A 24001-nucleotide genomic window follows, 5' to 3' on the forward strand; every position below is an offset into this window, starting at 1 on the left:
TCATGCGGCCTCCGGGGTGTGGGCGGCCGCGTCGGCGAGCAGGGCGTCGAACTTCTCCGGCGTGACCTTGGCGTGCAGCACGCCGTTGACCGTCATCGATGGCGATTGTGCGCACAGCCCGAGGCAGTAGACCGATTCGAGCGCGACGTCGCCCGGCGCGTGTGCAGCGGCGCCATCGCCGTGCGCGGCGTCGAACCGGCAACCCGTGCGCGCTTCCGCGTGCGCGGCCAGTGCTTCGCAGCCCATGCTGCGGCAAGCCTCGGCGCGGCACATCTGGATCGTCACGCGGGCGGGCGGCGCGGTGCGGAAGTGGTGATAGTAGGTGAGCACGCCGTGCACTTCCGCGCGCGACAGGTTCAGCGCCTTCGCGAGCGGTGCGACGCAGCCAGCCGGCACGAAGCCCGCGTCGTCCTGGATCGCGTGCAGGATCGCGACGAGCGAGCGGCCGGCGCGCGCATGGCGCTCGACGAGCGCGTCGGGCGCAGGGGAATTCGGGGACATCGGTTATGCTCCTCCAAAGTCTCATATGCGCTTGTAATGCATATAGTGCGCAATGGGACTTCGTTCTGATTGATTTTAGACAACGATAAGCGGAAGATTTCACAGTCGCAATAGGAAATCGGAGTGCATAATTGATTCGAATCGAATGCGACGCGTATCTGACCGTACGCGACTCGGAGGGCCGCACCGCCAGCCTGTCGGACGTCGCTCCGTTGCTGGCGCTCGTGGCCGATACGGGCAGCATCGCGCAGGCCGCGCAGGCGAAAGGGCTGTCGTATCGGCACGCGTGGGGCATGCTGCGGGCGCTGGAGTCGTGCGTCGGCGGCGAGTTGATCGAAACCGCGCGCGGCAAGGGCTCGACGCTGTCGGAGTTGGGGCAGGCGGTTGTCGACGCGCAGCGCCTCGCGCGCAGCCGTCTCGACGGGAACCTGCGCGCGCTGGCGGCCGAGGTGGCGAGCGACCTGAACCGGCGGCTCGCGCAGCGCGATGGCGCCGTGCGTATCCATGCATCGCACGGCTATGCGGTCGCGACGCTCGTATCCGCGCTCGTCGATGCGCAGGCAGCCGTCGACATCAAGTATCGCGAGAGTGTCGAGGCCGTGCAGGCGCTCGCGCGCGGCGAATGCGAGCTGGCCGGGTTCCATCTGCCGCGCGGCGCGTTCCGCGAGCAGTGCGCGCAGATCTACCGGCCGTGGCTCGACGACACGCGGCACGTGCTGATTCATCTGACGCGTCGCCAGCAGGGGCTGTTCGTGCCGCGCGGCAATCCGAAGCAGGTCCGCGGGCTCGCCGATCTCGCCCGCAACGACATCCGCTTCGTCAACCGGCAGCCGGGGTCGGGTACGCGGATGCTGCTCGATCTCGCGTTGCGCGCGATCGGCATCGATCCCGAGCGGATCGACGGCTATGCGTCGGCCGAACTCACGCATTCGGCGATCGCCGCGTTCGTCGCGAGCGGGATGGCCGATCTCGGCTTCGGCGTGGAGCCCGCCGCCCGTCATTTCGGGCTCGATTTCATCCCGGTCGTCGACGAGGACTATTACTTCGCATGCGAACGCGCGCGACTCGACTCGCGCCCGCTCGCGGGCGTGCTGGCCTTGCTGCGCGATGCGCGCTTCGTCGAGCGCGTCGCGCATCTCGACGGCTACGATCCGGCCGCGTGCGGGACGCTGACCGGCATCGCGACGGGGCTCGCCGGCAGCGCCGGGGCGGGGGTGCCGGACGGCAACGCGCGGTAACGGAGGCGCGCGCGAATCGCGCTGCAGCAGTGGGGGATTTGCGCTACGCTTGCCGCTTGATCAACGTTCCAACAAGCACGCCGTTCAGGCGTCATTCCGCCATGAAACTTTCCGTTCCCCTCTCTGCGGCAGCGTTGACCGCGGGGCTTCTTCTTGTTGCTGTTTCGCCGTTTGCGCTTGCACAGAATTCCCCGGGCGTGCCGGGCGGGATTCTGAGCGACCAGTTCCGCCTGAACGAGCATCCGCAGATGCCGTTCGCGGCGTCAACGCCGTCGCAGAAATTCCAGAGCGGCAAGAAGTCGGCGTTGCGCCGCAAGGGCGATATGGGCGATCCGAACGGTTGCAACCTGAAGTGCCCGCTGGACACCCAGTAAACCCGCGCCGGTGTGCGGCATCGCTGCCGCCGCGACTGCGTTGCCGATAACCGCACGGGGTTGGGCGGCTATCTCCGGGCCCCGCGAAGCTTGCTGCTGCGCGGGGCCCGTGTTTTTGCGGCACGTTGTTGTTCGGTACGAACGCCCGGGGCTGGATCGGCCGAATGTCGAATTCTTGAATCTAGGGTTTACCCTGAATTCAGGAAGAATGCCTTCCTGAAACCTGCCTTATTCTTAAGCACGCGCCTACATAAACTTCGGTTTGTCAGCGATGAACGGGTGTTCACCGCGAAATCAGACAAATCTGGAGGTAGGTCATCATGAAGTCGCTCGTTCAAGCCGTTGTCGTTGCTGCCGCTCTCGCTGCCCCGGTCGTGTCGTTCGCGCAGTCCGGCTCGGCACTCACCCGTGCACAGGTTCGCGCCGAACTGGTTCAACTCCAGCAGGCCGGTTACAACACCGCCCGCGGCGAGGATCCGCACTATCCGGAAGCCATCCAGGCTGCCACTGCCCGCGTCGCCGAGCAGCGCAGCGCACTCGCCCAGGCACAAGGCGCCGACGCCAGCGGTTACGGCGCGCAGGTGCACGGCGCATCGGCGTCGGGCTCGCGCGCGATCGGTGTGCGTCCGGCGAGCGCCGAAGAAATGAAGTCGCTGTATCGCGGTAGCTAAACCTGGGCATCGCCGGTGAGGCCGCGCGGCGGGTGCGATGACGCGTTGCGTCCGCCGCGCGGCGCCGGGCGAGATGCCGTCCGCCGCGGTCAGTCACCGTGCGGGCGATACCGAGCCTCCGTCACCTCCTGCCGCGGGAACACCGGCGGCATTCCGCCCGGCCCGTCCGGGGCCGGGCGCTTTTTCGGAAGGTGCGGGACGTAGGGTTTCGCCGGCAACAAAAAACCCCGCAGACTCGCGTCGTGCGGGGTTCGTGCGTCAAGCGCGGAATTTGGTGGAGGCGGCGGGAATCGAACCCGCGTCCAGAAGCGCTCCACGACTAGTTCTACATGTTTAGTTCAGTCATTTGATTTAACCGCAGCGACGCGGACGAACACGCTGCACTACGGCGATTCGCTAGGTTTTCGACCCTGGCGTCGCGACGCCGACAGGGCTTAACTGACGTAAATGACCTCTGGCGGTATTGCTACCGGTCTTGCGACACTAGCCCGTCAGTGAACTAGGCAGAGGACGGCGGCCGTTAGGCTGCCAGTGCGAACGTATCGTCGTTTGCAGTTACGATTTTCCCATTGATTAACGAGGTGACGGGTCCTCGACATGCCCTAGCCGCTTCACAACCCCTGTCGAAACCAGGTCGCCCCCGCGGATAAGATCAACCATTATAGCCCAACATCGCGCAGCAGTTCGCGCAGTTCCTGCGTGGAGCCGACGAGATGCTGCGCTTGCCAGTCGGCCGGCGCGGCGCCGTCGCCGCAATAACCGTAGGCGGCCGCGACCGTCGACATGCCTGCCGCGCTGCCGGCCTGGATGTCGCGAAGATCGTCGCCGACATAGACGATACGCTCGGGCGCGAGCGTCATTTGTTGGGCCGCATGCAGCAGCGGGGCCGGATGCGGTTTCGGGTGCGGCGTTGTGTCGCCCCCGACGATGCAGGCCGCGCGCGGCGCCAGGCCGAGCAGGTCGGCGAGCGGTGCGGTGAGGCGCATCGCCTTGTTCGTGACGATGCCCCAGCGCACGCCGCGCGCATCGAGTTCGTCGAGCACGTCGCCGATGCCGGGGAAGAGCATCGTGTACACGCAGATGTCCGTCGCGTAATTGGTCAGGAACTCGTCGCGCATCGCTTCGTAGCCGTGCGATTGCGGGTCGATGCCGAACGCGCCGCCGAGCAGGCCGCGCGCACCGGCCGATGCCAGCGGCCGCAGCACGTCGAGCGGTGTTTCGGGCAGGCCGCGCACGCGCTGCATCTTGTTGACGGCGGCAGCCAGGTCGGGCGCCGTATCGGCGAGCGTGCCGTCGAGGTCGAACAGCACCGCGTCGCAGTGCAGCAGGCGCGGCTCGTCGAGTGCGGCTCGCTCGGTCGAAAGGGGAGTCGTCATGCCGGTCGGAAGGTCACGCGCCGCGGCGGCACGCAACGAGATAGTTGATGTCGGTGTCGTTCGACAGCGCGAAGCGCTTGCCGATCGGGTGATAGGTAATGCCCTTGATCTCCACGATGTGCAGATCGGTCCCGCGCACGAAGCTCGCCAGTTCCGAGGGGCGGATGAAGCGCGCGTAGTCGTGGGTGCCCTTCGGCAGCATCTGTGCGATGTATTCCGCGCCGATCACCGCGAACAGGTACGACTTCAGGTTGCGGTTCAGTGTCGAGAAGAACACCCAGCCGCCCGGTTTGACGAGCGTCGCGCACGCGGCGACGACGCCGGCCGGCGACGGCACGTGCTCGAGCATCTCCATGCACGTGACGACGTCATAGGTGCCCGGCTCGCGTTCGGCGATCGCTTCGGCCGCGATCGCCTCGTAGTCGACCGTGATGCCGCTTTCGAGGCTGTGCAGGTCGGCGACGCCGAGCGCTTCGGTCGACAGGTCGATGCCTTTGACCCGCGCGCCGAGCCCGGCCATCGATTCGGACAGGATGCCGCCGCCGCAGCCGATATCGAGCGCGCGCTTGCCGGCGAGGTGCGCGTGCGAGTCGATCCAGCCGAGCCGGACCGGGTTCAGGTCGTGCAAGGGTTTGAATTCGGCATTCGGATCCCACCACCGATGGGCGAGGTCGCTGAATTTCTGGAGTTCGTGCGGATCGGCGTTGGTCATGTCGGCAAACGGGCTACGGGAGGAGGGCGGTGCAACGGCGCGTCAGCCCCGAGTATATAAGATGCGGACGAGCGGCGAAGCGGCGAGCGCCCGGACGGGGCGTCAATGAAAAAGCCCCGCCGGAGCGGGGCTTTGAAGCAGTCGAAAACCGCGGCTTACTGCGCCGGAACGGTCGTCTTCTGGACTTCTTGCGTACCGACCACTTCGACTTCCACGCGGCGGTCCGGTGCGAGGCAGGCGATCAGTTGCTTGCGGTTCTTCTGGTTGCAGCCGGTCGTGACCGGGTTGCGCTTGCCCTTGCCTTCCGTGTAGATCTTGTTGGCCGGGACACCCTTGCTGACCAGGTACGACTTGACGGCTTGCGCACGGCGCAGCGACAGACGGTCGTTGTACTTGTCCGAACCGATGCGGTCCGTGTAGCCCGTTGCGACGACCACTTCCGTGTTCATGCCCTGGATCTTCGAAGCCAGTTCGTCCAGCTTCTGCTTGCCCAGCGGCTTGAGCGTTGCCTTGTCGAAGTCGAACAGGGCGTCGGCCTGGTACGTGATCTTCTGGCTCGTGATGGCCGGAGCGGCAGCCGGAGCGACCGGCGGCTGCGGTGCCTGGGCGACCAGTGCGCCATCGCACTTTGCGTTGGCGGTGGCCGGCGTCCAGAACGCGTCACGCCAGCAGAGCTCGTTCGTGCCGTTCATCCACACCCATTCGCCCGTGCCGTTCACCCAGTTGTCGTTGACGGCTTGACGCGACGCCGGCACCGACTGTGCCGAAGCGGATGCAGCCATAACTGCGGTAGCTGCAATGAACGCGAGCTTTGAAAGTTTATTCATATTTCTCCTCTCGAAATTGAGATTACCGCAGGTTTACTGCGAGCCTGTTGACGGTGACAAGTCATACATTGCTCGAAGTATAACATTGGTGCGGCACAAAAAACGCGGCACCGCTCTGTGTAGACTTCGAGCAGCGTCTAACTTTCAGTGCGTTGGCATTTTGCCATATCGTTCCCTTCCTACGAAAAAAAATCCTCCCCACCCCAAGATCGCTTCAACTTTGTGGTGCATGCGCAACACCGGCCTGCCGTAACTTTTAGAGATTGTCAAGGGTGTGTCGGCGAAATTGAGCGAAAGGCCGCAAGTGTTTACTCGCGTGCGTGAAACGGATGCGCTCGGATCCCGGGGCCATCTGAAAGGGCGCGATCGCCGCCAGTATCGGTGCCGCCGCCGTGGCCGCGATTTTTGCTGTTTACATATAGAGGGGGGCGGCGAATTGGCGGCTGATGGGCGCATGTTAGAATCTCGCGTTGCGTTGCGCATGCAGCGCCCACGCGAAAGGCGTTCGCCGTCTTCGCTCCGAAACGATACGGATACATGGATCAATTCGCCAAAGAGACCCTGCCCACCTCCCTCGAGGAGGAAATGCGCCGTTCGTATCTCGATTACGCGATGAGCGTGATCGTCGGACGTGCCCTTCCGGATGTCCGCGATGGCCTGAAGCCCGTGCACCGGCGCGTACTGTTCGCGATGCACGAACTGAACAACGACTGGAACCGCGCGTACAAGAAATCGGCGCGTATCGTCGGTGACGTGATCGGTAAGTACCACCCTCACGGCGATACCGCGGTGTACGACACGATCGTGCGGATGGCGCAGGACTTCTCGCTGCGCTACATGCTGATCGACGGACAGGGCAACTTCGGCTCGATCGATGGCGACAACGCCGCGGCGATGCGTTACACCGAAATTCGCATGGCGAAGATCGGTCACGAGCTGCTCGCCGACATCGACAAGGAAACGGTCGACTTCGAGCCGAACTACGATGGCAACGAGATGCAGCCGTCGGTCCTGCCGTCGCGCATTCCGAACCTGCTGATCAACGGCTCGTCGGGCATCGCGGTCGGCATGGCGACCAACATCCCGCCGCACAACCTGAACGAAGTCGTCGACGCTTGTCAGCACCTGCTGAACAACCCGGAAGCGACGATCGACGAGCTGATCGAGATCATCCCGGCGCCGGACTTCCCGACGGCCGGCATCATCTACGGCGTCGCCGGCGTGCGCGACGGCTATCGCACCGGCCGCGGCCGCGTCGTGATGCGCGCGGCCACGCACTTCGAGGAGATCGACCGCGGCCAGCGGATGGCGATCATCGTCGACGAGCTGCCGTACCAGGTGAACAAGCGCTCGCTGCTCGAGCGCATCGCCGAGCTCGTCAACGAGAAGAAGCTCGAAGGCATCTCCGACATCCGCGACGAGTCCGACAAGAGCGGCATGCGCGTCGTGATCGAGCTGAAGCGCGGCGAAGTGCCCGAAGTGGTGCTGAACAACCTGTACAAGGCGACGCAGCTGCAGGACACGTTCGGCATGAACATGGTCGCGCTGGTCGACGGCCAGCCGAAGCTGCTGAACCTGAAGGAAATCGTGCAGTGCTTCCTGTCGCATCGACGCGAAGTACTGACGCGCCGCACGATCTACGAACTGCGCAAGGCCCGCGAACGCGGCCACGTGCTCGAAGGTCTCGCGGTCGCGCTCGCGAACATCGACGAGTTCATCGCGATCATCAAGGCTGCGCCGACGCCGCCGATCGCGAAGCAGGAACTGATGGCGAAGCCGTGGGATTCGTCGCTCGTGCGCGAGATGCTGACGCGCGCGGAAACCGAGAACGCAGCGGCGGGCGGGCGCTCCGCGTACCGTCCGGAAGGCCTGAACTCGGCGTTCGGGATGCAGGTCGACGGGCTGTACCGGCTGTCCGACACCCAGGCCCAGGAAATCCTGCAGATGCGCCTGCAGCGCCTGACTGGTCTCGAGCAGGACAAGATCATCGGCGAGTACCGCGAAGTGATGGCGCAGATCGCCGACCTGCTGGACATCCTCGCGCGCCCCGAGCGGATCACGACGATGATCGGCGAGGAGCTGACGACGGTGAAGGCCGAATTCGGCGACGCACGCCGCTCGAAGATCGAGCTGAACGCGACCGAGCTGAACACGGAAGACCTGATCACGCCGCAGGACATGGTCGTCACGATGTCGCACGCGGGTTACGTGAAGTCGCAGCCGTTGTCCGAGTATCGCGCGCAGAAGCGCGGCGGTCGCGGCAAGCAGGCGACGCAGATGAAGGAAGACGACTGGATCGAGACGCTGTTCATCGCGAACACGCACGATTACATCCTGTGCTTCTCGAACCGCGGCCGCGTTTACTGGGTCAAGGTCTACGAAGTGCCGCAGGGCTCGCGCAACTCGCGCGGCCGTCCGATCGTCAACATGTTCCCGCTGCAGGATGGCGAGAAGATCAACGTCGTGCTGCCGGTCAAGGAGTTCTCGGCCGACAAGTTCGTGTTCATGGCGACGTCGCTCGGCACCGTGAAGAAGACGCCGCTCGAGGCATTCAGCCGTCCGATGAAGAAGGGCATCATCGCGGTCGGTCTCGACGACGGCGACTACCTGATCGGCGCCTCGATCACCGACGGCGCGCACGACGTGATGCTGTTCTCCGACGCCGGCAAGGCCGTGCGCTTCGACGAGAACGACGTGCGCCCGATGGGGCGCGAAGCGCGCGGCGTGCGCGGCATGCAGCTCGAGGACGGGCAGCAGGTCATCGCGCTGCTGGTCGCGGGCAGCGAAGAGCAGACGGTGCTCACCGCGACCGAGAACGGCTACGGCAAGCGCACGCCGATCACCGAGTACACGCGTCACGGCCGCGGCACGAAGGGGATGATCGCGATCCAGACGTCGGAGCGCAACGGCAAGGTCGTGGCCGCGACGCTCGTCGACGCCGAGGACCAGATCATGCTGATCACGACGGCCGGCGTGTTGATTCGTACCCGCGTGTCCGAGATTCGCGAGATGGGGCGCGCTACGCAAGGTGTTACACTCATCAGTCTCGATGAGGGTACCAAGCTCTCCGGCCTGCAGCAGATCGCGGAAGCCGAGGAGGGCGATGGCGAGGCCGACGAGGCGTCGGACGGCGAAGCCTGAAGAACGGATGAGACTCGAGCCGCCGCGGGCGCCAGGCGCCGCGGTCGGCGAGCAACCATTCATATTTCCAAAAGGGAGTGATGATGCAAAAGCAATTCAAGCAACTGGTTCTGCTGGCTGCACTGGTGCCGACGTTCGCGATGGCGCAAGCGCTGTCGAATTCCGCACCGGCTGCGACCGCGGCAGCTGCGCCGATCGACGCCGACAAGAAGGCGGCGATCAAGGATCTGCTCGACGCGATCGACGCGCCGAAGCTCGTGTCGGCTATCGGCAACAGCGCCGAGATGCAGGCAAAGCAGCTCGTGCCGGCGATCCTGTCGGACGCGCTGTCGGAAAACAAGACGCTGAACGACAAGCAGAAGCAGGCCGCCGTGCCGGCGCTGCAGAAGAATGCCGTGCCGAAGCTGGTTGACGGCGCGGGCAAGGTGTTCGGCACGCAGCAGTTCCAGAACGACGCGATGTCGGCGCAGTACGACGCGTACGCGAAGTACTACAGCACGTCGGAGATCAAGGATCTGACGACGTTCTACAAGAGCCCGACGGGCCGCAAGTTCATCCAGGTTCAGGATCAGGTTGGCCGCGACGTGGTCAACGGCCTGATGCAGAAGTACATGCCGCAAGCGATCCAGGCGACGCGCGCGCAGGCTGACAAGGAAGTCGCGGCAGTCAAGCCGGGCAAGTAAGCCGTCCGGGCATGCCGCCCGGCCGTTCGGCCGGGTTTGGCGGGAGCCTGATGACAGTGCGATAATGGCCGTTTGCGCGCGAGCGCAAGCGGCCATTCCTTTTCTGGCGCGGTTCTTTCTGCCGGCGGCAAGCCGGTCGCGTCCCTCCCGAGGTTTTCACGATGCGCGTCTTTAATTTCTCCGCCGGTCCTGCGGCGCTCCCCGAGGAAGTGCTGCGGCAGGCCGCCGATGAAATGCTCGACTGGCACGGCAGCGGCATGAGCGTGATGGAGATGAGCCATCGCGGCAAGGAATTCATGTCGATCCACGAGGCGGCGCTGGCCGACCTGCGCGAGCTGCTCGACGTGCCGGCCAGCCACCGGATCCTGTTCCTGCAGGGTGGCGGCATTGCCGAGAACGCGATCGTGCCGATGAACCTGCTCGGTTCGCGCAAGACCGCCGACTTCGTCGTGACGGGCTCGTGGTCGCAGAAGTCGTTCAACGAAGCGAAGAAATACGGCACGCCGCATCTGGCCGCCTCCGGCAAGACGGCGGACGGTTTCACGCGCGCGCCCGCCCGCGCCGACTGGCAATTGTCGGCCGATCCGGCCTACGTGCATCTGTGCACGAACGAGACGATCGACGGCGTCGAGACGTTCGAGATTCCCGACCTCGGCGACGTGCCGCTCGTCGCGGACGTGTCGTCGCACATCCTGTCGCGCCCGATGGACGTCGCGAAGTACGGCGTGCTGTTCGGCGGCGCGCAGAAGAACATCGGGATGGCGGGCGTGACGGTCGTGATCGTGCGCGAGGATCTGCTCGATCGCGCGCTGTCGATCTGTCCGTCCGCGTTCGAATGGAAGACCGTCGCCGAGAACAACTCGCTGTACAACACGCCGCCCACCTATGCGATCTACATCGCGGGTCTCGTGTTCCAGTGGCTGAAGCGGCTGGGCGGCCTCGAGGCGATCGAGGCCCGCAATATCGAGAAGGCGAAGCTGCTCTACGACACGATCGATGCGAGCAGCTTCTATCTGAACAAGGTCGAGCCGGCGGTGCGTTCGCGAATGAACGTGCCCTTTTTCCTGGCCGACGAAACGCGCAATGAAGACTTCCTTGCCGGCGCAAAGGCGCGCGGGCTGCTGCAGCTGAAGGGCCACAAGTCCGTCGGCGGCATGCGGGCGTCGATCTACAACGCGGTGCCGCTCGCGGGCGTGAAAGCGCTCGTCGAGTACATGAAGGATTTCGAACAGCGCGGCGCCTGACGGCGACACTGTTCAAACAGCACGGCAAAACGCATGGACGACGAACTGAATTCCCGCCTGAAACCGCTGCGCGACCGCATCGATGCGATCGACGCGCAGCTGATCGCGCTTCTCAACCAGCGCGCGGCGGTGGCGCTCGAGGTGGGCGAGGTCAAGAAGCAATTCAACGCGCCGGTGTTCCGGCCGGAGCGCGAGCTGCAGGTGATCGCGCGCCTGCAGGACATGAGCGCGGGGCCGCTCGCGAGCGAGCACATCAGCGCCATCTGGCGCGAGATCATGGCCGCGAGCCGTGCGCTCGAGCAGACGATCCACGTCGCGTTCCTCGGGCCGGTCGGCACGTACAGTGAACAGGCGATGTTCGAGTATTTCGGCCAGTCGATCGAAGGGCTGCCATGCCCGTCGATCGACGAGGTGTTCCGCTCGGTCGAGGCAGGCGCGTCCGCATTCGGCATCGCGCCCGTCGAGAACTCGACCGAAGGCGCGGTGTCGCGCACGCTCGACCTGCTGCTGCAGACCCAGTTGCTGATCAGCGGCGAGCTCGCGCTGCCGATCCATCACAACCTGCTCACGCAGAGCGGCACGCTCGATGGCCTGACGCGTGTCTGCGCGCATGCGCAGGCGCTCGCGCAATGCCAGCAGTGGCTTGCCGCGAACGCGCCGCAGCTCGAGCGGCAAGCGGTGTCGAGCAACGCGGAAGCCGCGCGTCTCGCGGCGGCCGACCCGAGCGTTGCGGCGATCGCGGGCGACCGCGCGGCCGCACACTACGGGCTGCAGATCGCGTTCTCGCTGATTCAGGACGATCCGCATAACCGCACGCGCTTCGTGATCATCGGCAAGCAGCCGTCCGGGCAGAGCGGTCACGACCAGACCTCGCTGATCGTATCGGTGAAGAACGAGCCGGGCGCCGTGTTCAAGCTGCTCGAACCGCTCGCGCGGCACGGCGTGTCGATGACGCGCTTCGAGTCGCGTCCGGCGCGCGTCGGCACGTGGGAGTATTACTTCTACATCGACATCGAAGGGCATCGGGACGAGGCGGCCGTGGCCGCCGCGCTTGCGGAGCTCGGCCAGAAGGCCGCGTTCCTGAAGATACTCGGTTCGTATCCGCGCGCGCGCTGACGCGCGGCGGCCCGTCGCCTGCACCGTGAGGCGGCGCGGCGAAGCGGGCAGGGGCAGGCCGGCCGGCACTGCCGTAGGCGGGTTCGGGCGGTATCCGGCGCGGGTCGCGCCGGGTGCGGGCCCGTTGCCCGGGATCTGGACTTCCGCGCGCGGGGCATCGTTCCGCGCGCGTCACTTGGCTCTTGTCGTGTCAGGCTTTGCATTCAACAAACTGGTCATCTTCGGCGTCGGCCTGATCGGCGGATCGCTGGCGCGCGCACTGCGCGAGCGCGCGCCGGGCGGCGCGGGCGAAGTCGTCGGCGTCGGCCGTTCGCGTGCCTCGGTCGAGCGCGCGCTCACACTCGGCGTGATCGATCGTGCAGCGGCGCTCGACGACGATGCGCAGCTGCGCGACGCGCTTGCCGGCGCCGATCTCGTGCTGCTGGCCGCACCCGTCGCGCAAACGGGCCCGTTGCTCGCGCGCATCGCGCCGTGGCTCGACGCCGCGACGATCGTCACCGACGCGGGCAGCACCAAGTCCGACGTCGTTGCGGCGGCACGTGAAGTGCTCGGCGCGCGGATCCCGCAGTTCGTGCCGGGCCACCCGATCGCCGGGCGCGAGTCGAGCGGCGTCGAAGCTGCGCTGCCGGATCTGTACGTCGGCCGCAACGTCGTGCTGTGCCCGCTGCCGGAGAATGCGCCCGCATCGGTCGCGCGGATCGACGCGATGTGGCGGGCCACCGGCGCCGACGTGCGCACGATGAGTACCGAGCAGCACGATCGCGTGTTCGCGTCGATCAGTCATCTGCCGCACGTGCTGTCGTTCGCGCTCGTCGAGCAGATCCTCGGCGAGGCGGATGCCGAACTGAAATTCTCGTACGCGGCGGGCGGCTTCCGCGACTTCACGCGGATCGCGGCGTCGAGCCCGGAAATGTGGCGCGACGTGTGCGTCGCGAATCGCGCCGCGCTGCTCGACGAGCTCGACGGCTACACGCGCGTGCTCGCACGGCTGCGTGCGGCGATCGACGCCGGCGACGGCGCGGCGCTCGAAGCCGTGTTCACGCGCTCGCGCGCCGCACGCAAGGCATGGCAGGAGCGCGGCGCGCAGCCCGCTGCCGAACCGGTCAAGAAATAACAGGACGATTCCCATGGACTATCTCGATCTCGGCCCGTATTCCAGCGCTTCGGGCACCGTGCGCCTGCCCGGCTCGAAAAGCATCTCGAACCGCGTGCTGCTGCTCGCGGCGCTTGCCGAAGGCGACACGACGATCACCAACCTGCTGGATTCCGACGACACGCGCGTGATGCTCGATGCGCTCGGCAAGCTCGGCGTGAGGCTCGCGCGCGAGGGCGACACCTGTGTCGTCACCGGCACGCGCGGCGCGTTCACGGCGAAGACTGCCGACCTGTTCCTCGGCAATGCGGGCACGGCGGTGCGGCCGTTGACGGCGGCGCTTGCGGTCAACGGCGGCGACTATCGTGTGCACGGCGTGCCGCGCATGCACGAGCGGCCGATCGGCGACCTCGTCGATGGCCTGCGGCAGATCGGCGCGCAGATCGACTACGAGCAGAACGAAGGCTTTCCGCCGCTGCGGATCAAGCCAGCGGCCATCACGGTCGACGCGCCGATCCGCGTGCGCGGTGACGTGTCGAGCCAGTTCCTCACCGCGTTGCTGATGACGCTGCCGCTCGTGAAGGCGAAGGATGGCAGGATCGTCGTCGAAGTCGACGGCGAGCTGATTTCGAAGCCGTACATCGACATCACGATCCGGCTGATGGAGCGCTTCGGCGTGACCGTCGAGCGCGACGGCTGGCAGCGCTTCGTCGTGCCGGCCGGCGTCCGCTACCGTTCGCCGGGGCGCATCATGGTCGAGGGCGATGCGTCGTCGGCCTCGTACTTCCTCGCGGCCGGCGCGCTCGGCGGCGGTCCGCTGCGCGTCGAGGGCGTGGGGCGCGCGAGCATCCAGGGCGACGTTGGCTTCGCGAATGCACTGATGCAGATGGGCGCGAACGTCTCGATGGGCGACGACTGGATCGAGGTGCGCGGCATCGGCCACGACCACGGCAAGCTCGACCCGATCGACATGGACTTCAACCTGATTCCCGACGCGGCGATGACGATCGCGGTCGCGGCGCTGTTCGCGAGCGGCACCAGTACGCTGCGCAACATCGCGAGCTGGCGCGTGAAGGAAACCGATCGTATCGCCGCGATGGCGACCGAACTGCGCAAGGTCGGCGCGACCGTCGAGGAAGGCGCCGACTATCTGATCGTCACGCCGCCGGAAAAGCTCACGCCGAACGCGGCGATCGACACGTACGACGATCACCGGATGGCGATGTGCTTCTCGCTCGTCAGCCTGGGCGGCGTGCCCGTGCGGATCAACGATCCGAAGTGCGTCGGCAAGACGTTCCCCGACTATTTCGACCGCTTCGCCGCGCTCGCCAAAGCCTGACCCGACTGACCCGATGAAATCGACCCGACCCTTTCACCCGACTCCCGTCATCACGATCGACGGTCCGACCGCTTCCGGCAAGGGGACCGTCGCGGCGCTCGTCGCCGCGCATCTCGGCTTCCACCTGCTCGACAGCGGCGCGCTGTACCGTCTCGCGGCGCTCGCGAGCGTGCGCTACGGCATCGCGGCGGAGGACATCGACGCGCTCGTGAAGCTGATCGACGATCTTCACATCACGTTCCGCGAGGGCTGCGCGCAGCTCGACGGCGTTGACGTGTCGAACGACATCCGCGCCGAAGCGGTCGGCAACCGCGCGTCGGCGATTGCCGTGCACGGGCCGGTGCGCACCGCGCTCGTCGCGCGCCAGCGCGCGTTCCGCAAGACGCCGGGCCTCGTCGCCGACGGGCGCGACATGGGCACCGTGATCTTCCCGGACGCCGTGCTGAAGGTGTTCCTGACGGCCAGCGCCGAGGCGCGCGCGGCCAGACGGCATAAGCAATTGATGCAAAAAGGTTTTTCTGCTAATATAGATGACTTGCTCCGGGATCTTCGTGAACGTGACGCGCGCGACAGCAATCGCGCGGCCGCGCCGCTGAAGCCCGCGGCAGATGCCAGGCTGCTCGATACGTCGGCGCTTTCGGTCGACGAGGCTGTCGACCAGGTGCTGCAGTGGTACCGGGCGCTCGGCCAGCCCGCCTGAGAAGGCGGGCAGCAGTAGGTGCTTCGCGCGTGAGCGCGGAGCGTGTTTCGAACCCTTAACCCCGTGTGGATTTCGATCTGGCCCTTTCAGCCTGCCATTCCGGCCGGCGTGGCACAGCGAACCATGCACAATCAGATTTTTATGTCCGACCTGCAAACCTCCACCCCGAATACCGAATCCTTTGCGGCTCTGTTCGAAGAGTCGCTGACCCGCCAAGACATGCGCGCCGGCGAAGTGATTTCCGCCGAAGTCGTGCGCGTCGACCACAACTTCGTGGTCGTCAATGCAGGCCTGAAGTCCGAGGCTTACATTCCGATCGAGGAATTCCTGAACGATCAGGGCGAGGTTGAGGTGCAGTCGGGCGATTTCGTGTCCGTCGCGATCGACGCACTCGAAAACGGCTACGGCGACACGATCCTGTCGCGCGACAAGGCGAAGCGCCTTGCATCGTGGCTGTCGCTGGAAAAGGCCCTCGACAACAACGAACTCGTCACCGGCACGATCACCGGCAAGGTGAAGGGCGGCATGACCGTGATGGTCAACGGCATCCGCGCGTTCCTGCCGGGTTCGCTGGTCGACACGCGTCCGGTCAAGGACACGACCCCGTACGAAGGCAAGACGCTCGAGTTCCGCGTGATCAAGCTCGATCGCAAGCGTAACAACGTCGTGCTGTCGCGTCGTGCGGTGATCGAAGCAACCCAGGGCGAAGAGCGCGCGAAGCTGCTCGAGACGCTGAAGGAAGGCGCGATCGTCAACGGCGTGGTCAAGAACATCACCGACTACGGCGCGTTCGTCGACCTCGGCGGCATCGACGGCCTGCTGCACATCACCGACATCGCATGGCGTCGTGTGCGTCACCCGAGCGAAGTCCTGTCGGTTGGCCAGGAAGTCACCGCGAAGATCCTCAAGTTCGACCAGGAAAAGAACCGCGTCTCGCTGGGCATCAAGCAACTGGGCGACGATCCGTGGGAAGGCATCTCGCGCCGTTACCCGTCGGGCACGCGCCTGTTCGGCAAGGTCACGAACATCACCGACTACGGCGCGTTCGTCGAAGTGGAATCGGGCATCGAAGGCCTCGTCCACGTGTCGGAAATGGACTGGACCAACAAGAACGTTGCGCCGTCGAAGGTTGTCCAGCTGGGCGACGAAGTCGAAGTCATGGTCCTCGAGATCGACGAAGACCGTCGTCGTATCAGCCTCGGCATGAAGCAGTGCAAGCCGAATCCGTGGGATGACTTCAGCCGCAACTTCAAGAAGGGCGACAAGATCACGGGCGCAATCAAGTCGATCACCGACTTCGGCGTGTTCATCGGTCTGCCGGGCGGCATCGACGGCCTGGTCCACCTGTCGGACCTGTCGTGGAGCGAAGCCGGCGAAGAAGCCGTTCGCAAGTACAAGAAGGGCGACGAAGTCGAAGCGATCGTGCTCGGCATCGACGTCGAGAAGGAGCGTATTTCGCTCGGCATCAAGCAGCTCGAAGGCGACCCGTTCAGCAACTACGTTGCAATGAACGACAAGGGTTCGATCGTCGACGGCGTGGTGAAGTCGGTCGATGCGAAGGGCGCTGTCGTCACGCTGACGGGCGACATCGAAGGCTACCTGCGTGCATCGGAAATCTCGCAGGATCGCGTCGAAGACGCACGCAACGTGCTGAAGGAAGGCGACAAGGTCAACGCGATGGTGATCAACATCGATCGCAAGTCGCGTGGCATCAACCTGTCGATCAAGGCGAAGGATTCGGCTGAACAACAGGAAGCGATCCGCGGCCTGCAGTCGGACACCAGCGCTGCCGCGACCGGTACGACCAACCTCGGCGCGCTGCTGAAGGCGAAGCTCGACGGCCAGAACCAGTAAGCCTCACGAGGTCTGCTGAAGTATGACCAAATCCGAGTTGGTCGCACAGCTGGCACTGCGATTTCCGCAACTTGTCCTCAAGGATGCGGATTTCGCGGTGAAAACGATGCTCGATGCGATGTCCGACGCCCTGTCGAAAGGGCATCGCATCGAAATTCGGGGTTTCGGCAGCTTCGGCCTCAACCGTCGCCCGGCGCGCGTCGGACGCAACCCGAAGTCGGGGGAGAAAGTGCAGGTGCCCGAGAAGTTCGTGCCTCACTTCAAGCCCGGCAAGGAATTGCGTGAACGCGTCGACGGCCGCGCCGGCGAGCCGCTGAAGGCTGATGATCCGGACGATGAGCATTGAGCGTCGTTCGGGTTGCCCGGAAACTGTCCGGCGAAGGCTGAAGAAAAAAGCGCCCCTTGCGGGCGCTTTTTTCATTTCCGGCGGCCGCGTGGCAACGCGCATCCGCAGGATGTGCAGTGACGCGGAATCGCTTCCTTTACAATACGGGTCGATTCGGCGCCGCGAAGGGGAGTCGCGCGCCAACGGCAAACCTCAACAAAGAGAGGGCTACATGAAGTTTATCGTCTGGCTGATCCGGGTATTGGTGTTCGTGCTGCTGCTGGTGCTCGCACTGGCCAATACGCAAACCGCGACGCTGAATTTCCTTGCCGGCTACGCATGGCAAGCGCCGCTGATCCTGATCGGCCTCGCGTTCTTCGTCGTGGGGCTGGTCGCCGGCCTGCTGTCCGCGCTGCCGGCGATCCTCCGTCTGCGCCTCGAGAACGGGCGCCTGAAGCGCGACCTGCGCGCGGCGCGCGAAACCCCGGCCGTCGTCGATCAGCCGCCGATGCCGCCCGTCATTTAATACGGATGCCGCGCGATCCTCGCGCGGTTTTCGTCTCTGCTTCGATATTTCGCATGGATCTGGATTTCTGGTGGTTGCTCGCAATTCCGGTGGCGTTCGCGCTCGGCTGGGCGGCGTCACGCTATGACCTGAAGAACCTCCTGTCGGAGAGCGCCAACTTGCCGCGATCGTATTTCCGCGGCCTGAACTTTCTGTTGAACGAACAACCGGACAAGGCGATCGACGCGTTCATCGAGGTCGCGAAGCTCGATCCCGAGACGGTCGAGCTGCACTTCGCGCTCGGCAACCTGTTTCGTCGCCGCGGTGAAACGGACCGTGCGATCCGCGTGCACCAGAATCTGCTGAGCCGCACGGACCTGCCGGTGAACGAGCGCGACCACGCGCTGTATGAACTCGGCCAGGATTTCCTGAAAGCCGGCCTGCTCGATCGTGCCGAAGAGGCCTTCCACCGGCTCGCCGACGGCGACTACGCGCTGGGCGCGCAGCGGGCGCTGCTGACGATCTACGAGATCGAGAAGGACTGGAACAAGTCGATCGATACCGCGAAGCGCATCGAGTCGATGAGCGACAAGCCGCTCGGCACCGAAATCGCGCAGTTCCACTGCGAACTCGCGCAGGACGCGCTGCAACGCAAGAACACCCCGGCAGCGGCCGAACAGCTGAAGCTCGCGCTTGCCGCGAACCCGCAGAACGTCCGCGCGACGATCCTGTCCGGCGATGCCGCGGAGGCGGCGGGCGATCACGCGGCCGCGATCGAGCACTGGAAGCGCGTTGAAGGGCAGAATCCGGCTTATCTGCCGCTCGTCGCCGACAAGCTGATGAAGGCCCATGCCGCGCTCGGCAAGTCGGTCGACGGCGCCGAGTTGCTGATGGGCTATGTCGAGCGTTATCCGTCGAACGACCTGCTCGACATCGCGTATCAGCACATCGCCGGGCTGAGCGGCCAGGAAGCGGCGCATACGCTCGCGCGCACGCAGATGGAGAAGTCGCCGAACCTGTCCGGCATGCTCCACCTGCTCGACGCGCAGATCGCGGCTGCCGACGAGCCGCGCCGTAAGGAACTTGAAATGATGCGCACGCTGATCAAGCAGCGCACCAAAAATCTGCCACGCTATACGTGCCAGAATTGCGGTTTCCGGGCACGGCTCTTCTACTGGCAGTGCCCCGGATGCAGCGGCTGGGAAACCTATGCGCCGCGCCGCGTCGAACCTGCGATGCCGGGCTGATTCCGGCATGCGGCGCCGACGCGCTGCGGTTGCCGCCGGGTCCGGCCCGGCGGCCAAGTTAGTCAATTACCGGGACGTACCGGAACATCTATGAAAATCACCATCATCGGCACCGGCTATGTCGGTCTAGTCACGGGTTCCTGTCTCGCCGAGATCGGCCACGACGTCTTTTGCCTGGATGTCGATCCGCGCAAGATCGAGATCCTGAACAACGGCGGGATGCCGATTCACGAACCGGGCCTGCTTGACATCATTGCACGCAATCGCGCGGCAGGACGCCTGCGCTTCTCGACCGACATCGAGGCGAGCGTCGCGCACGGCGAGATCCAGTTCATCGCGGTCGGCACGCCGCCCGACGAGGACGGCTCGGCCGATCTGCAATACGTGCTCGAGGCCGCGCGCAACATCGGCCGTCACATGACGGGGTTCAAGGTGATCGTCGACAAGTCGACGGTGCCGGTCGGCACCGCGCAGCGCGTGCGCGCCGTGGTCGACGAGGCGCTCGGCGCCCGCGGGCTCGCGGGCAGCGTCGCACATCGCTTCTCGGTCGTGTCGAATCCGGAATTCCTGAAGGAAGGGGCGGCAGTCGAGGACTTCATGCGCCCGGACCGGATCATCATCGGCGTCGACGACGACGAGACGGGCACGGTGGCGCGCGAGAAGATGAAGAAACTCTACGCGCCGTTCAACCGCAATCACGAGCGCACGATCTACATGGACGTGCGTTCGGCGGAATTCGCGAAGTATGCGGCGAATGCGATGCTCGCGACGCGTATCTCGTTCATGAACGAGATGTCGAATCTCGCCGACAAGGTCGGTGCCGACATCGAAGCCGTGCGCCGCGGGATCGGTTCCGATCCGCGCATCGGCTATCACTTCCTGTACGCGGGCGTTGGCTACGGCGGCTCGTGCTTCCCGAAGGACGTGCAGGCGCTGATCCGCACCGCGGCCGAAAACGGCCAGCCGCTGCGTATCCTGGAGGCCGTCGAAGCGGCCAATTCCGCGCAGAAGGACGTGCTGATCGGCAAGATCGAACAGCGCTTCGGCGCGGACCTGACCGGCCGTGAATTTGCGGTCTGGGGCCTCGCGTTCAAGCCGAATACGGACGACATGCGCGAGGCGCCGAGCCGTCGGCTGATCGCCGCGCTGCTCGGGCGCGGCGCGACCGTGCGCGCGTACGATCCGGTCGCGATCGACGAGGCGCGCCGCGTGTTCGCGCTCGATCTCGGCGAAGGGTCCGACGCGCTTGCGCGCCTGCACTTCGTCGAGACGCAGGACGCGGCCGTGACGGCTGCGGACGCGCTCGTGATCGTCACCGAATGGAAGGAATTCAGGAGCCCGGATTTCACGCGCCTGAAGGCCGAACTGAAGGCGCCGGTGATCTTCGACGGGCGCAACCTGTACGAGCCGGACGCGATGGCCGAACTCGGCATCGACTACCACGCGATCGGGCGTCCGCATGTCGATCCCCAGTCCCTCTCCCGTGGATGAACGCACGATGACTACCCTTCGCGAAGTGGTGCCGGTCCCGCGCGCGCAGCTTGCGCGTTCGCGCGTGCTCGTTGTCGGTGACGTGATGCTCGATCGCTACTGGTTCGGCAACGTCGACCGCATTTCGCCGGAAGCGCCGGTTCCCGTCGTGCACGTGCAGCGTCAGGAAGAGCGCCTCGGCGGCGCGGCCAACGTCGCACGCAACGCCGTGACGCTTGGCGGTCAGGCCGGGCTGCTGTGCGTGGTCGGCTGTGACGAACCGGGCGAGCGGATCGTCGAGTTGCTCGACAGCAGCGGCGTGACGCCTCATCTCGAGCGCGATGCTTCCCTGCCGACGACCATCAAGCTGCGCGTGCTCGCGCGCCAGCAGCAGCTGCTGCGCGTCGACTTCGAGGCGGTGCCGACGCACGAGGTGCTGCTCGCCGGGCTCGCGCGTTTCGATGCGCTGCTGCCGCAGCACGACGTCGTGCTGATGTCGGATTACGCGAAAGGCGGTCTGACGCACGTGACGACGATGATCGAAAAGGCGCGTGCGGCCGGCAGGCCGGTGCTCGTCGACCCGAAGGGCGACGACTGGGCTCGCTATCGCGGCGCATCCCTGATCACGCCGAACCGCGCCGAGTTGCGCGAAGTCGTCGGTCAGTGGAAATCGGAAGACGACCTTCGCGCGCGTGTCGCCAAGCTGCGCGCGGATCTCGATCTCGATGCGCTGCTGCTCACGCGTTCGGAAGAGGGGATGACGCTGTTTTCCGAAGCGGGCGAACTGCACGCACCGGCGCTCGCGCGCGAGGTGTTTGACGTGTCCGGCGCGGGCGATACCGTGATCGCGACGGTCGCGACGATGCTCGGTGCAGGCGTGCCGCTCGTCGATGCCGTCGTGCTCGCGAACCGTGCGGCGGGCATCGTGGTCGGCAAGCTCGGTACGGCCACGGTAGACTACGACGAACTGTTTCACTGAGCGCACCCGGCGGCGCGCCGAGCGCGTCGCACGGATGTCTTGTAATTTTTCAGGCAGAACGACCATGACCATCATCGTCACCGGCGCGGCCGGTTTTATCGGCGCGAACATCGTCAAGGCGCTCAACGAGCGCGGCGAGTCGCGCATCATCGCGGTCGACAATCTGACGCGCGCGGACAAGTTCCGCAACCTCGTCGATTGCGAGATCGACGACTATCTCGACAAGACGGAATTCGTCGAGCGCTTCACGCGCGGCGATTTCGGCAAGGTACGCGCGGTGTTCCACGAAGGCGCCTGTTCGGACACGATGGAAACCGACGGCCGCTACATGATGGACAACAACTTCCGCTACAGCCGCGCGGTGCTCGATGCGTGCCTCGCGCAGGGCGCGCAGTTCCTGTATGCGTCGTCGGCCGCGATCTACGGCGGCTCGACGCGTTTCGTCGAGGAGCGCGAGGTCGAGGCGCCGCTGAACGTCTACGGTTATTCGAAGTTCCTGTTCGACCAGGTGATCCGCCGCGTGCTGCCGAGCGCGAAGAGCCAGATCGCCGGGTTCCGCTACTTCAACGTGTACGGTCCGCGCGAGACGCACAAGGGCCGCATGGCATCGGTCGCGTTCCACAACTTCAACCAGTTCCGCGCGGAAGGCAAGGTCAAGCTGTTCGGCGAGTACAACGGCTATGCGCCGGGCGAGCAGACGCGCGACTTCGTGTCGGTCGAGGACGTCGCGAAGGTGAACCTGTTCTTCTTCGATCATCCCGAGAAGTCGGGCATCTTCAACCTCGGCACCGGCCGTGCACAACCGTTCAACGACATCGCATCGACGGTCGTGAACACGCTGCGCGCGCTCGACAACCTGCCGCCGCTGACGCTCGCGCAGCAGGTCGAGCAAGGGCTGATCGAATACGTGCCGTTCCCCGACGCGCTGCGCGGCAAGTACCAGTGCTTCACGCAGGCCGACCAGACGAAACTGCGTGCTGCCGGCTACGATGCGCCGTTCCTGACGGTGCAGGAAGGTGTCGACCGCTACGTGCGTTGGCTGTCCGGCCAGGTTTAAACGCACGCGTTGCATCGCTAGACTGGGTCTCACGGTCGGCAGCCGCCGACCGTTTTCATCGGAGATCCAGCACATGATCAGGAAATGGTTTGCCGCCGCCGCGATGTTCGGCGCGATCGCGTCGGCCTGGGCGGCCGTCGATGTCAACACCGCGAACGAGGATGCACTCGTCGGCATCAAGGGCATCGGTCCCGCGCGGGCAAAGGCGATTCTCGACGAGCGCGGCGCGCGCGGTCCGTTCAGGAATGCAGAAGATCTCGCATCGCGCGTGAAAGGCATGGGCGGCCACACGGTCGAGCGCCTTCAGCAGGAGGGGTTGACGATCGGCGCGGCAGGCTCGGGTGCGACGGCACCGGCCGCGGGCAAGCCCGCTGCGGCGAAACCTGCCGCGGCGCCTGCGCGCACCGCGCAGAAGTAACGCACACGAGACAAAAGGCTCCTTCAGTCGCCGTCGTTGCGACGGCTTCCCGCGGCATGCCGCGGGTTTTTTGCGTGCATGCTGTATGTGCACAATCGTGAATCGTGACGCACGCCTATTCCATCGTCGCGATGGGGTTGCCGGCGCGAGTCCCCGTGCTGGTTTACAATCAATTGATTGATCGGCCTCGCACTCACGATATCTCCATGGCTTACAAAACTATCGAAGACACGATCGGCAACACGCCGCTCGTGCAACTGGTCCGCCTGCCGGACGACGAGATTCGCGCACGCAACAACGTGGTGCTCGCGAAGCTGGAAGGCAACAATCCGGCCGGTTCCGTGAAGGATCGCCCGGCGCTGTCGATGATCAGCAAGGCCGAGGTGCGCGGTCGCATCAAGCCGGGCGATACGCTGATCGAGGCGACGAGCGGCAACACGGGCATCGCGCTCGCGATGGCCGCGGCGATCCGTGGCTACAAGATGGTGCTGATCATGCCGGAGGACCTGTCGGTCGAGCGTCGTCAGAGCATGGCCGCTTATGGCGCCGAAATCATCCTGACGCCGGTAAAGGGTGGGATGGAACTGGCGCGCGACCTCGCGGAGCAGATGCAGCGCGAAGGCAAGGGCGTGATCCTCGATCAGTTCGGCAACCCCGACAATCCCGTCTCGCACTACGAAGGAACCGGCCCGGAGATCTGGCGCGATACCGAAGGGCGCGTCACGCACTTCGTGTCGGCGATGGGCACGACGGGCACGATCATGGGTACGTCGCGCTATCTGAAGGAACAGAATCCGGCGATCGAGATCATCGGCGCGCAGCCGGAAGAGGGGTCGCGCATTCCGGGCATTCGCAAGTGGCCGGAAGCGTATATGCCGACAATCTTCGATCGCAGCCGCATCGATCGTGTCGAGAACGTGAGCCAGGCCGCTGCGGAAACGATGGCGCGCAGGCTCGCGGCCGTCGAGGGCATCTTTGCCGGCATCTCGTCGGGCGGCGCATGCGACGTCGCCATGCGCATCGCACGCCAGGTCGAGAACGCGACGATCGTGTTCATCGTCTGCGACCGCGGTGACCGCTACCTGTCGACTGGCGTGTTTCCCGCCTGAGCCCGATCGGCATCCGCAGAAG

At 65.3% G+C, this 24001-nt stretch carries 23 protein-coding genes and 1 other RNA gene; 19 read left to right on the forward strand and 5 right to left on the reverse strand.

The features are described from left to right. The gene (locus DIE21_RS34970) at positions 1–501 is read right to left on the reverse strand and encodes an NAD(P)H-dependent oxidoreductase subunit E (RefSeq protein ID WP_124501915.1); all 501 of its coding nucleotides are present in this window, start codon (positions 499–501) and stop codon (positions 1–3) included. 131 nt (positions 502–632) lie between these two features. On the opposite strand from DIE21_RS34970, the gene DIE21_RS34975 reads away from it, so the two are divergent. The 3 genes from DIE21_RS34975 to DIE21_RS34985 all read left to right on the forward strand — a co-directional run bounded on the left by DIE21_RS34975 (position 633) and on the right by DIE21_RS34985 (position 2784). Beyond that, entirely contained in the window at positions 633–1739 is a 1107-nt protein-coding gene (locus DIE21_RS34975; RefSeq protein WP_124501916.1) for a substrate-binding domain-containing protein, read from the forward strand. Positions 1740–1840: 101 nt separating this feature from the next. Next, entirely contained in the window at positions 1841–2113 is a 273-nt protein-coding gene (locus DIE21_RS34980) for a hypothetical protein (protein WP_124501917.1), read from the forward strand. Positions 2114–2433: 320 nt separating this feature from the next. Then, complete coding sequence (locus DIE21_RS34985) at positions 2434–2784, forward strand: DUF4148 domain-containing protein (RefSeq protein WP_124501918.1); 351 nt, start codon at positions 2434–2436, stop codon at positions 2782–2784. Positions 2785–3056: 272 nt separating this feature from the next. Here the strand turns inward: DIE21_RS34985 and ssrA are convergent. The 4 genes from ssrA to ompA form a co-directional block, all read right to left on the reverse strand. Next, positions 3057–3426: a transfer-messenger RNA gene (gene ssrA, locus DIE21_RS34990) on the reverse strand. Between the two features lie 17 nt (positions 3427–3443). Beyond that, positions 3444–4160 carry a phosphoglycolate phosphatase gene (gene gph / locus DIE21_RS34995; protein ID WP_124501919.1) on the reverse strand — a complete coding sequence of 239 codons (717 nt, stop codon included), beginning with the start codon at positions 4158–4160 and terminating at the stop codon, positions 3444–3446. A 13-nt stretch (positions 4161–4173) separates the two neighbouring features. Next, positions 4174–4872, reverse strand: coding sequence for a bifunctional 2-polyprenyl-6-hydroxyphenol methylase/3-demethylubiquinol 3-O-methyltransferase UbiG (gene ubiG / locus DIE21_RS35000; protein ID WP_124501920.1), 699 nt, complete (start codon positions 4870–4872; stop codon positions 4174–4176). 155 nt (positions 4873–5027) lie between these two features. Beyond that, positions 5028–5699, reverse strand: a complete 672-nt coding sequence (gene ompA, locus DIE21_RS35005) for an outer membrane protein OmpA (protein WP_124501921.1) — start codon at positions 5697–5699, stop codon at positions 5028–5030. A gap of 537 nt (positions 5700–6236) precedes the next feature. On the opposite strand from ompA, the gene gyrA reads away from it, so the two are divergent. From gyrA to cysM, 16 genes are all read left to right on the forward strand, one after another. After that, on the forward strand, positions 6237–8840 hold the full coding sequence (gyrA, locus tag DIE21_RS35010) for a DNA gyrase subunit A (RefSeq protein WP_124501922.1): 2604 nt from the start codon (positions 6237–6239) through the stop codon (positions 8838–8840). An 83-nt stretch (positions 8841–8923) separates the two neighbouring features. Continuing rightward, complete coding sequence (locus DIE21_RS35015; RefSeq protein ID WP_124501923.1) at positions 8924–9523, forward strand: DUF2059 domain-containing protein; 600 nt, start codon at positions 8924–8926, stop codon at positions 9521–9523. 161 nt (positions 9524–9684) lie between these two features. Continuing rightward, positions 9685–10767: a 3-phosphoserine/phosphohydroxythreonine transaminase gene (gene serC / locus DIE21_RS35020; RefSeq protein ID WP_124501924.1), complete on the forward strand. Its 1083-nt coding sequence runs from the start codon at positions 9685–9687 to the stop codon at positions 10765–10767. A gap of 33 nt (positions 10768–10800) precedes the next feature. Further along, complete coding sequence (gene pheA / locus DIE21_RS35025) at positions 10801–11883, forward strand: prephenate dehydratase (RefSeq protein ID WP_124501925.1); 1083 nt, start codon at positions 10801–10803, stop codon at positions 11881–11883. Positions 11884–12070: 187 nt separating this feature from the next. Next, positions 12071–12997: a prephenate dehydrogenase/arogenate dehydrogenase family protein gene (locus tag DIE21_RS35030; RefSeq protein WP_124501926.1), complete on the forward strand. Its 927-nt coding sequence runs from the start codon at positions 12071–12073 to the stop codon at positions 12995–12997. A gap of 13 nt (positions 12998–13010) precedes the next feature. Continuing rightward, a complete protein-coding gene (gene aroA, locus DIE21_RS35035) occupies positions 13011–14315 on the forward strand; it encodes a 3-phosphoshikimate 1-carboxyvinyltransferase (RefSeq protein ID WP_124501927.1) in 1305 nt (434 codons plus the stop codon). Between the two features lie 13 nt (positions 14316–14328). Further along, positions 14329–15015 carry a (d)CMP kinase gene (gene cmk, locus DIE21_RS35040; RefSeq protein ID WP_124501928.1) on the forward strand — a complete coding sequence of 229 codons (687 nt, stop codon included), beginning with the start codon at positions 14329–14331 and terminating at the stop codon, positions 15013–15015. A 141-nt stretch (positions 15016–15156) separates the two neighbouring features. Then, positions 15157–16869, forward strand: coding sequence for a 30S ribosomal protein S1 (gene rpsA, locus DIE21_RS35045; protein ID WP_124501929.1), 1713 nt, complete (start codon positions 15157–15159; stop codon positions 16867–16869). Between the two features lie 22 nt (positions 16870–16891). Continuing rightward, positions 16892–17215 carry an integration host factor subunit beta gene (locus tag DIE21_RS35050; RefSeq protein WP_124501930.1) on the forward strand — a complete coding sequence of 108 codons (324 nt, stop codon included), beginning with the start codon at positions 16892–16894 and terminating at the stop codon, positions 17213–17215. A 211-nt stretch (positions 17216–17426) separates the two neighbouring features. Beyond that, on the forward strand, positions 17427–17720 hold the full coding sequence (locus tag DIE21_RS35055) for a lipopolysaccharide assembly LapA domain-containing protein (RefSeq protein WP_124501942.1): 294 nt from the start codon (positions 17427–17429) through the stop codon (positions 17718–17720). A gap of 53 nt (positions 17721–17773) precedes the next feature. Next, positions 17774–18946, forward strand: coding sequence for a lipopolysaccharide assembly protein LapB (gene lapB / locus DIE21_RS35060; protein ID WP_124501931.1), 1173 nt, complete (start codon positions 17774–17776; stop codon positions 18944–18946). Between the two features lie 90 nt (positions 18947–19036). Then, positions 19037–20437, forward strand: a complete 1401-nt coding sequence (locus tag DIE21_RS35065) for a UDP-glucose/GDP-mannose dehydrogenase family protein (RefSeq protein ID WP_124501932.1) — start codon at positions 19037–19039, stop codon at positions 20435–20437. A 7-nt stretch (positions 20438–20444) separates the two neighbouring features. Beyond that, the gene (gene rfaE1, locus DIE21_RS35070) at positions 20445–21395 is read left to right on the forward strand and encodes a D-glycero-beta-D-manno-heptose-7-phosphate kinase (RefSeq protein ID WP_124501933.1); all 951 of its coding nucleotides are present in this window, start codon (positions 20445–20447) and stop codon (positions 21393–21395) included. Positions 21396–21459: 64 nt separating this feature from the next. Next, the gene (gene rfaD / locus DIE21_RS35075; RefSeq protein WP_124501934.1) at positions 21460–22452 is read left to right on the forward strand and encodes an ADP-glyceromanno-heptose 6-epimerase; all 993 of its coding nucleotides are present in this window, start codon (positions 21460–21462) and stop codon (positions 22450–22452) included. Positions 22453–22525: 73 nt separating this feature from the next. Then, positions 22526–22870, forward strand: coding sequence for a helix-hairpin-helix domain-containing protein (locus DIE21_RS35080; RefSeq protein ID WP_124501935.1), 345 nt, complete (start codon positions 22526–22528; stop codon positions 22868–22870). 206 nt (positions 22871–23076) lie between these two features. Continuing rightward, positions 23077–23979, forward strand: a complete 903-nt coding sequence (gene cysM / locus DIE21_RS35085; protein ID WP_124501936.1) for a cysteine synthase CysM — start codon at positions 23077–23079, stop codon at positions 23977–23979. Positions 23980–24001 lie beyond the last annotated feature (22 nt).

Source organism: Burkholderia sp. Bp9140, assembly GCF_003853425.1.
Lineage (GTDB): Bacteria > Pseudomonadota > Gammaproteobacteria > Burkholderiales > Burkholderiaceae > Burkholderia.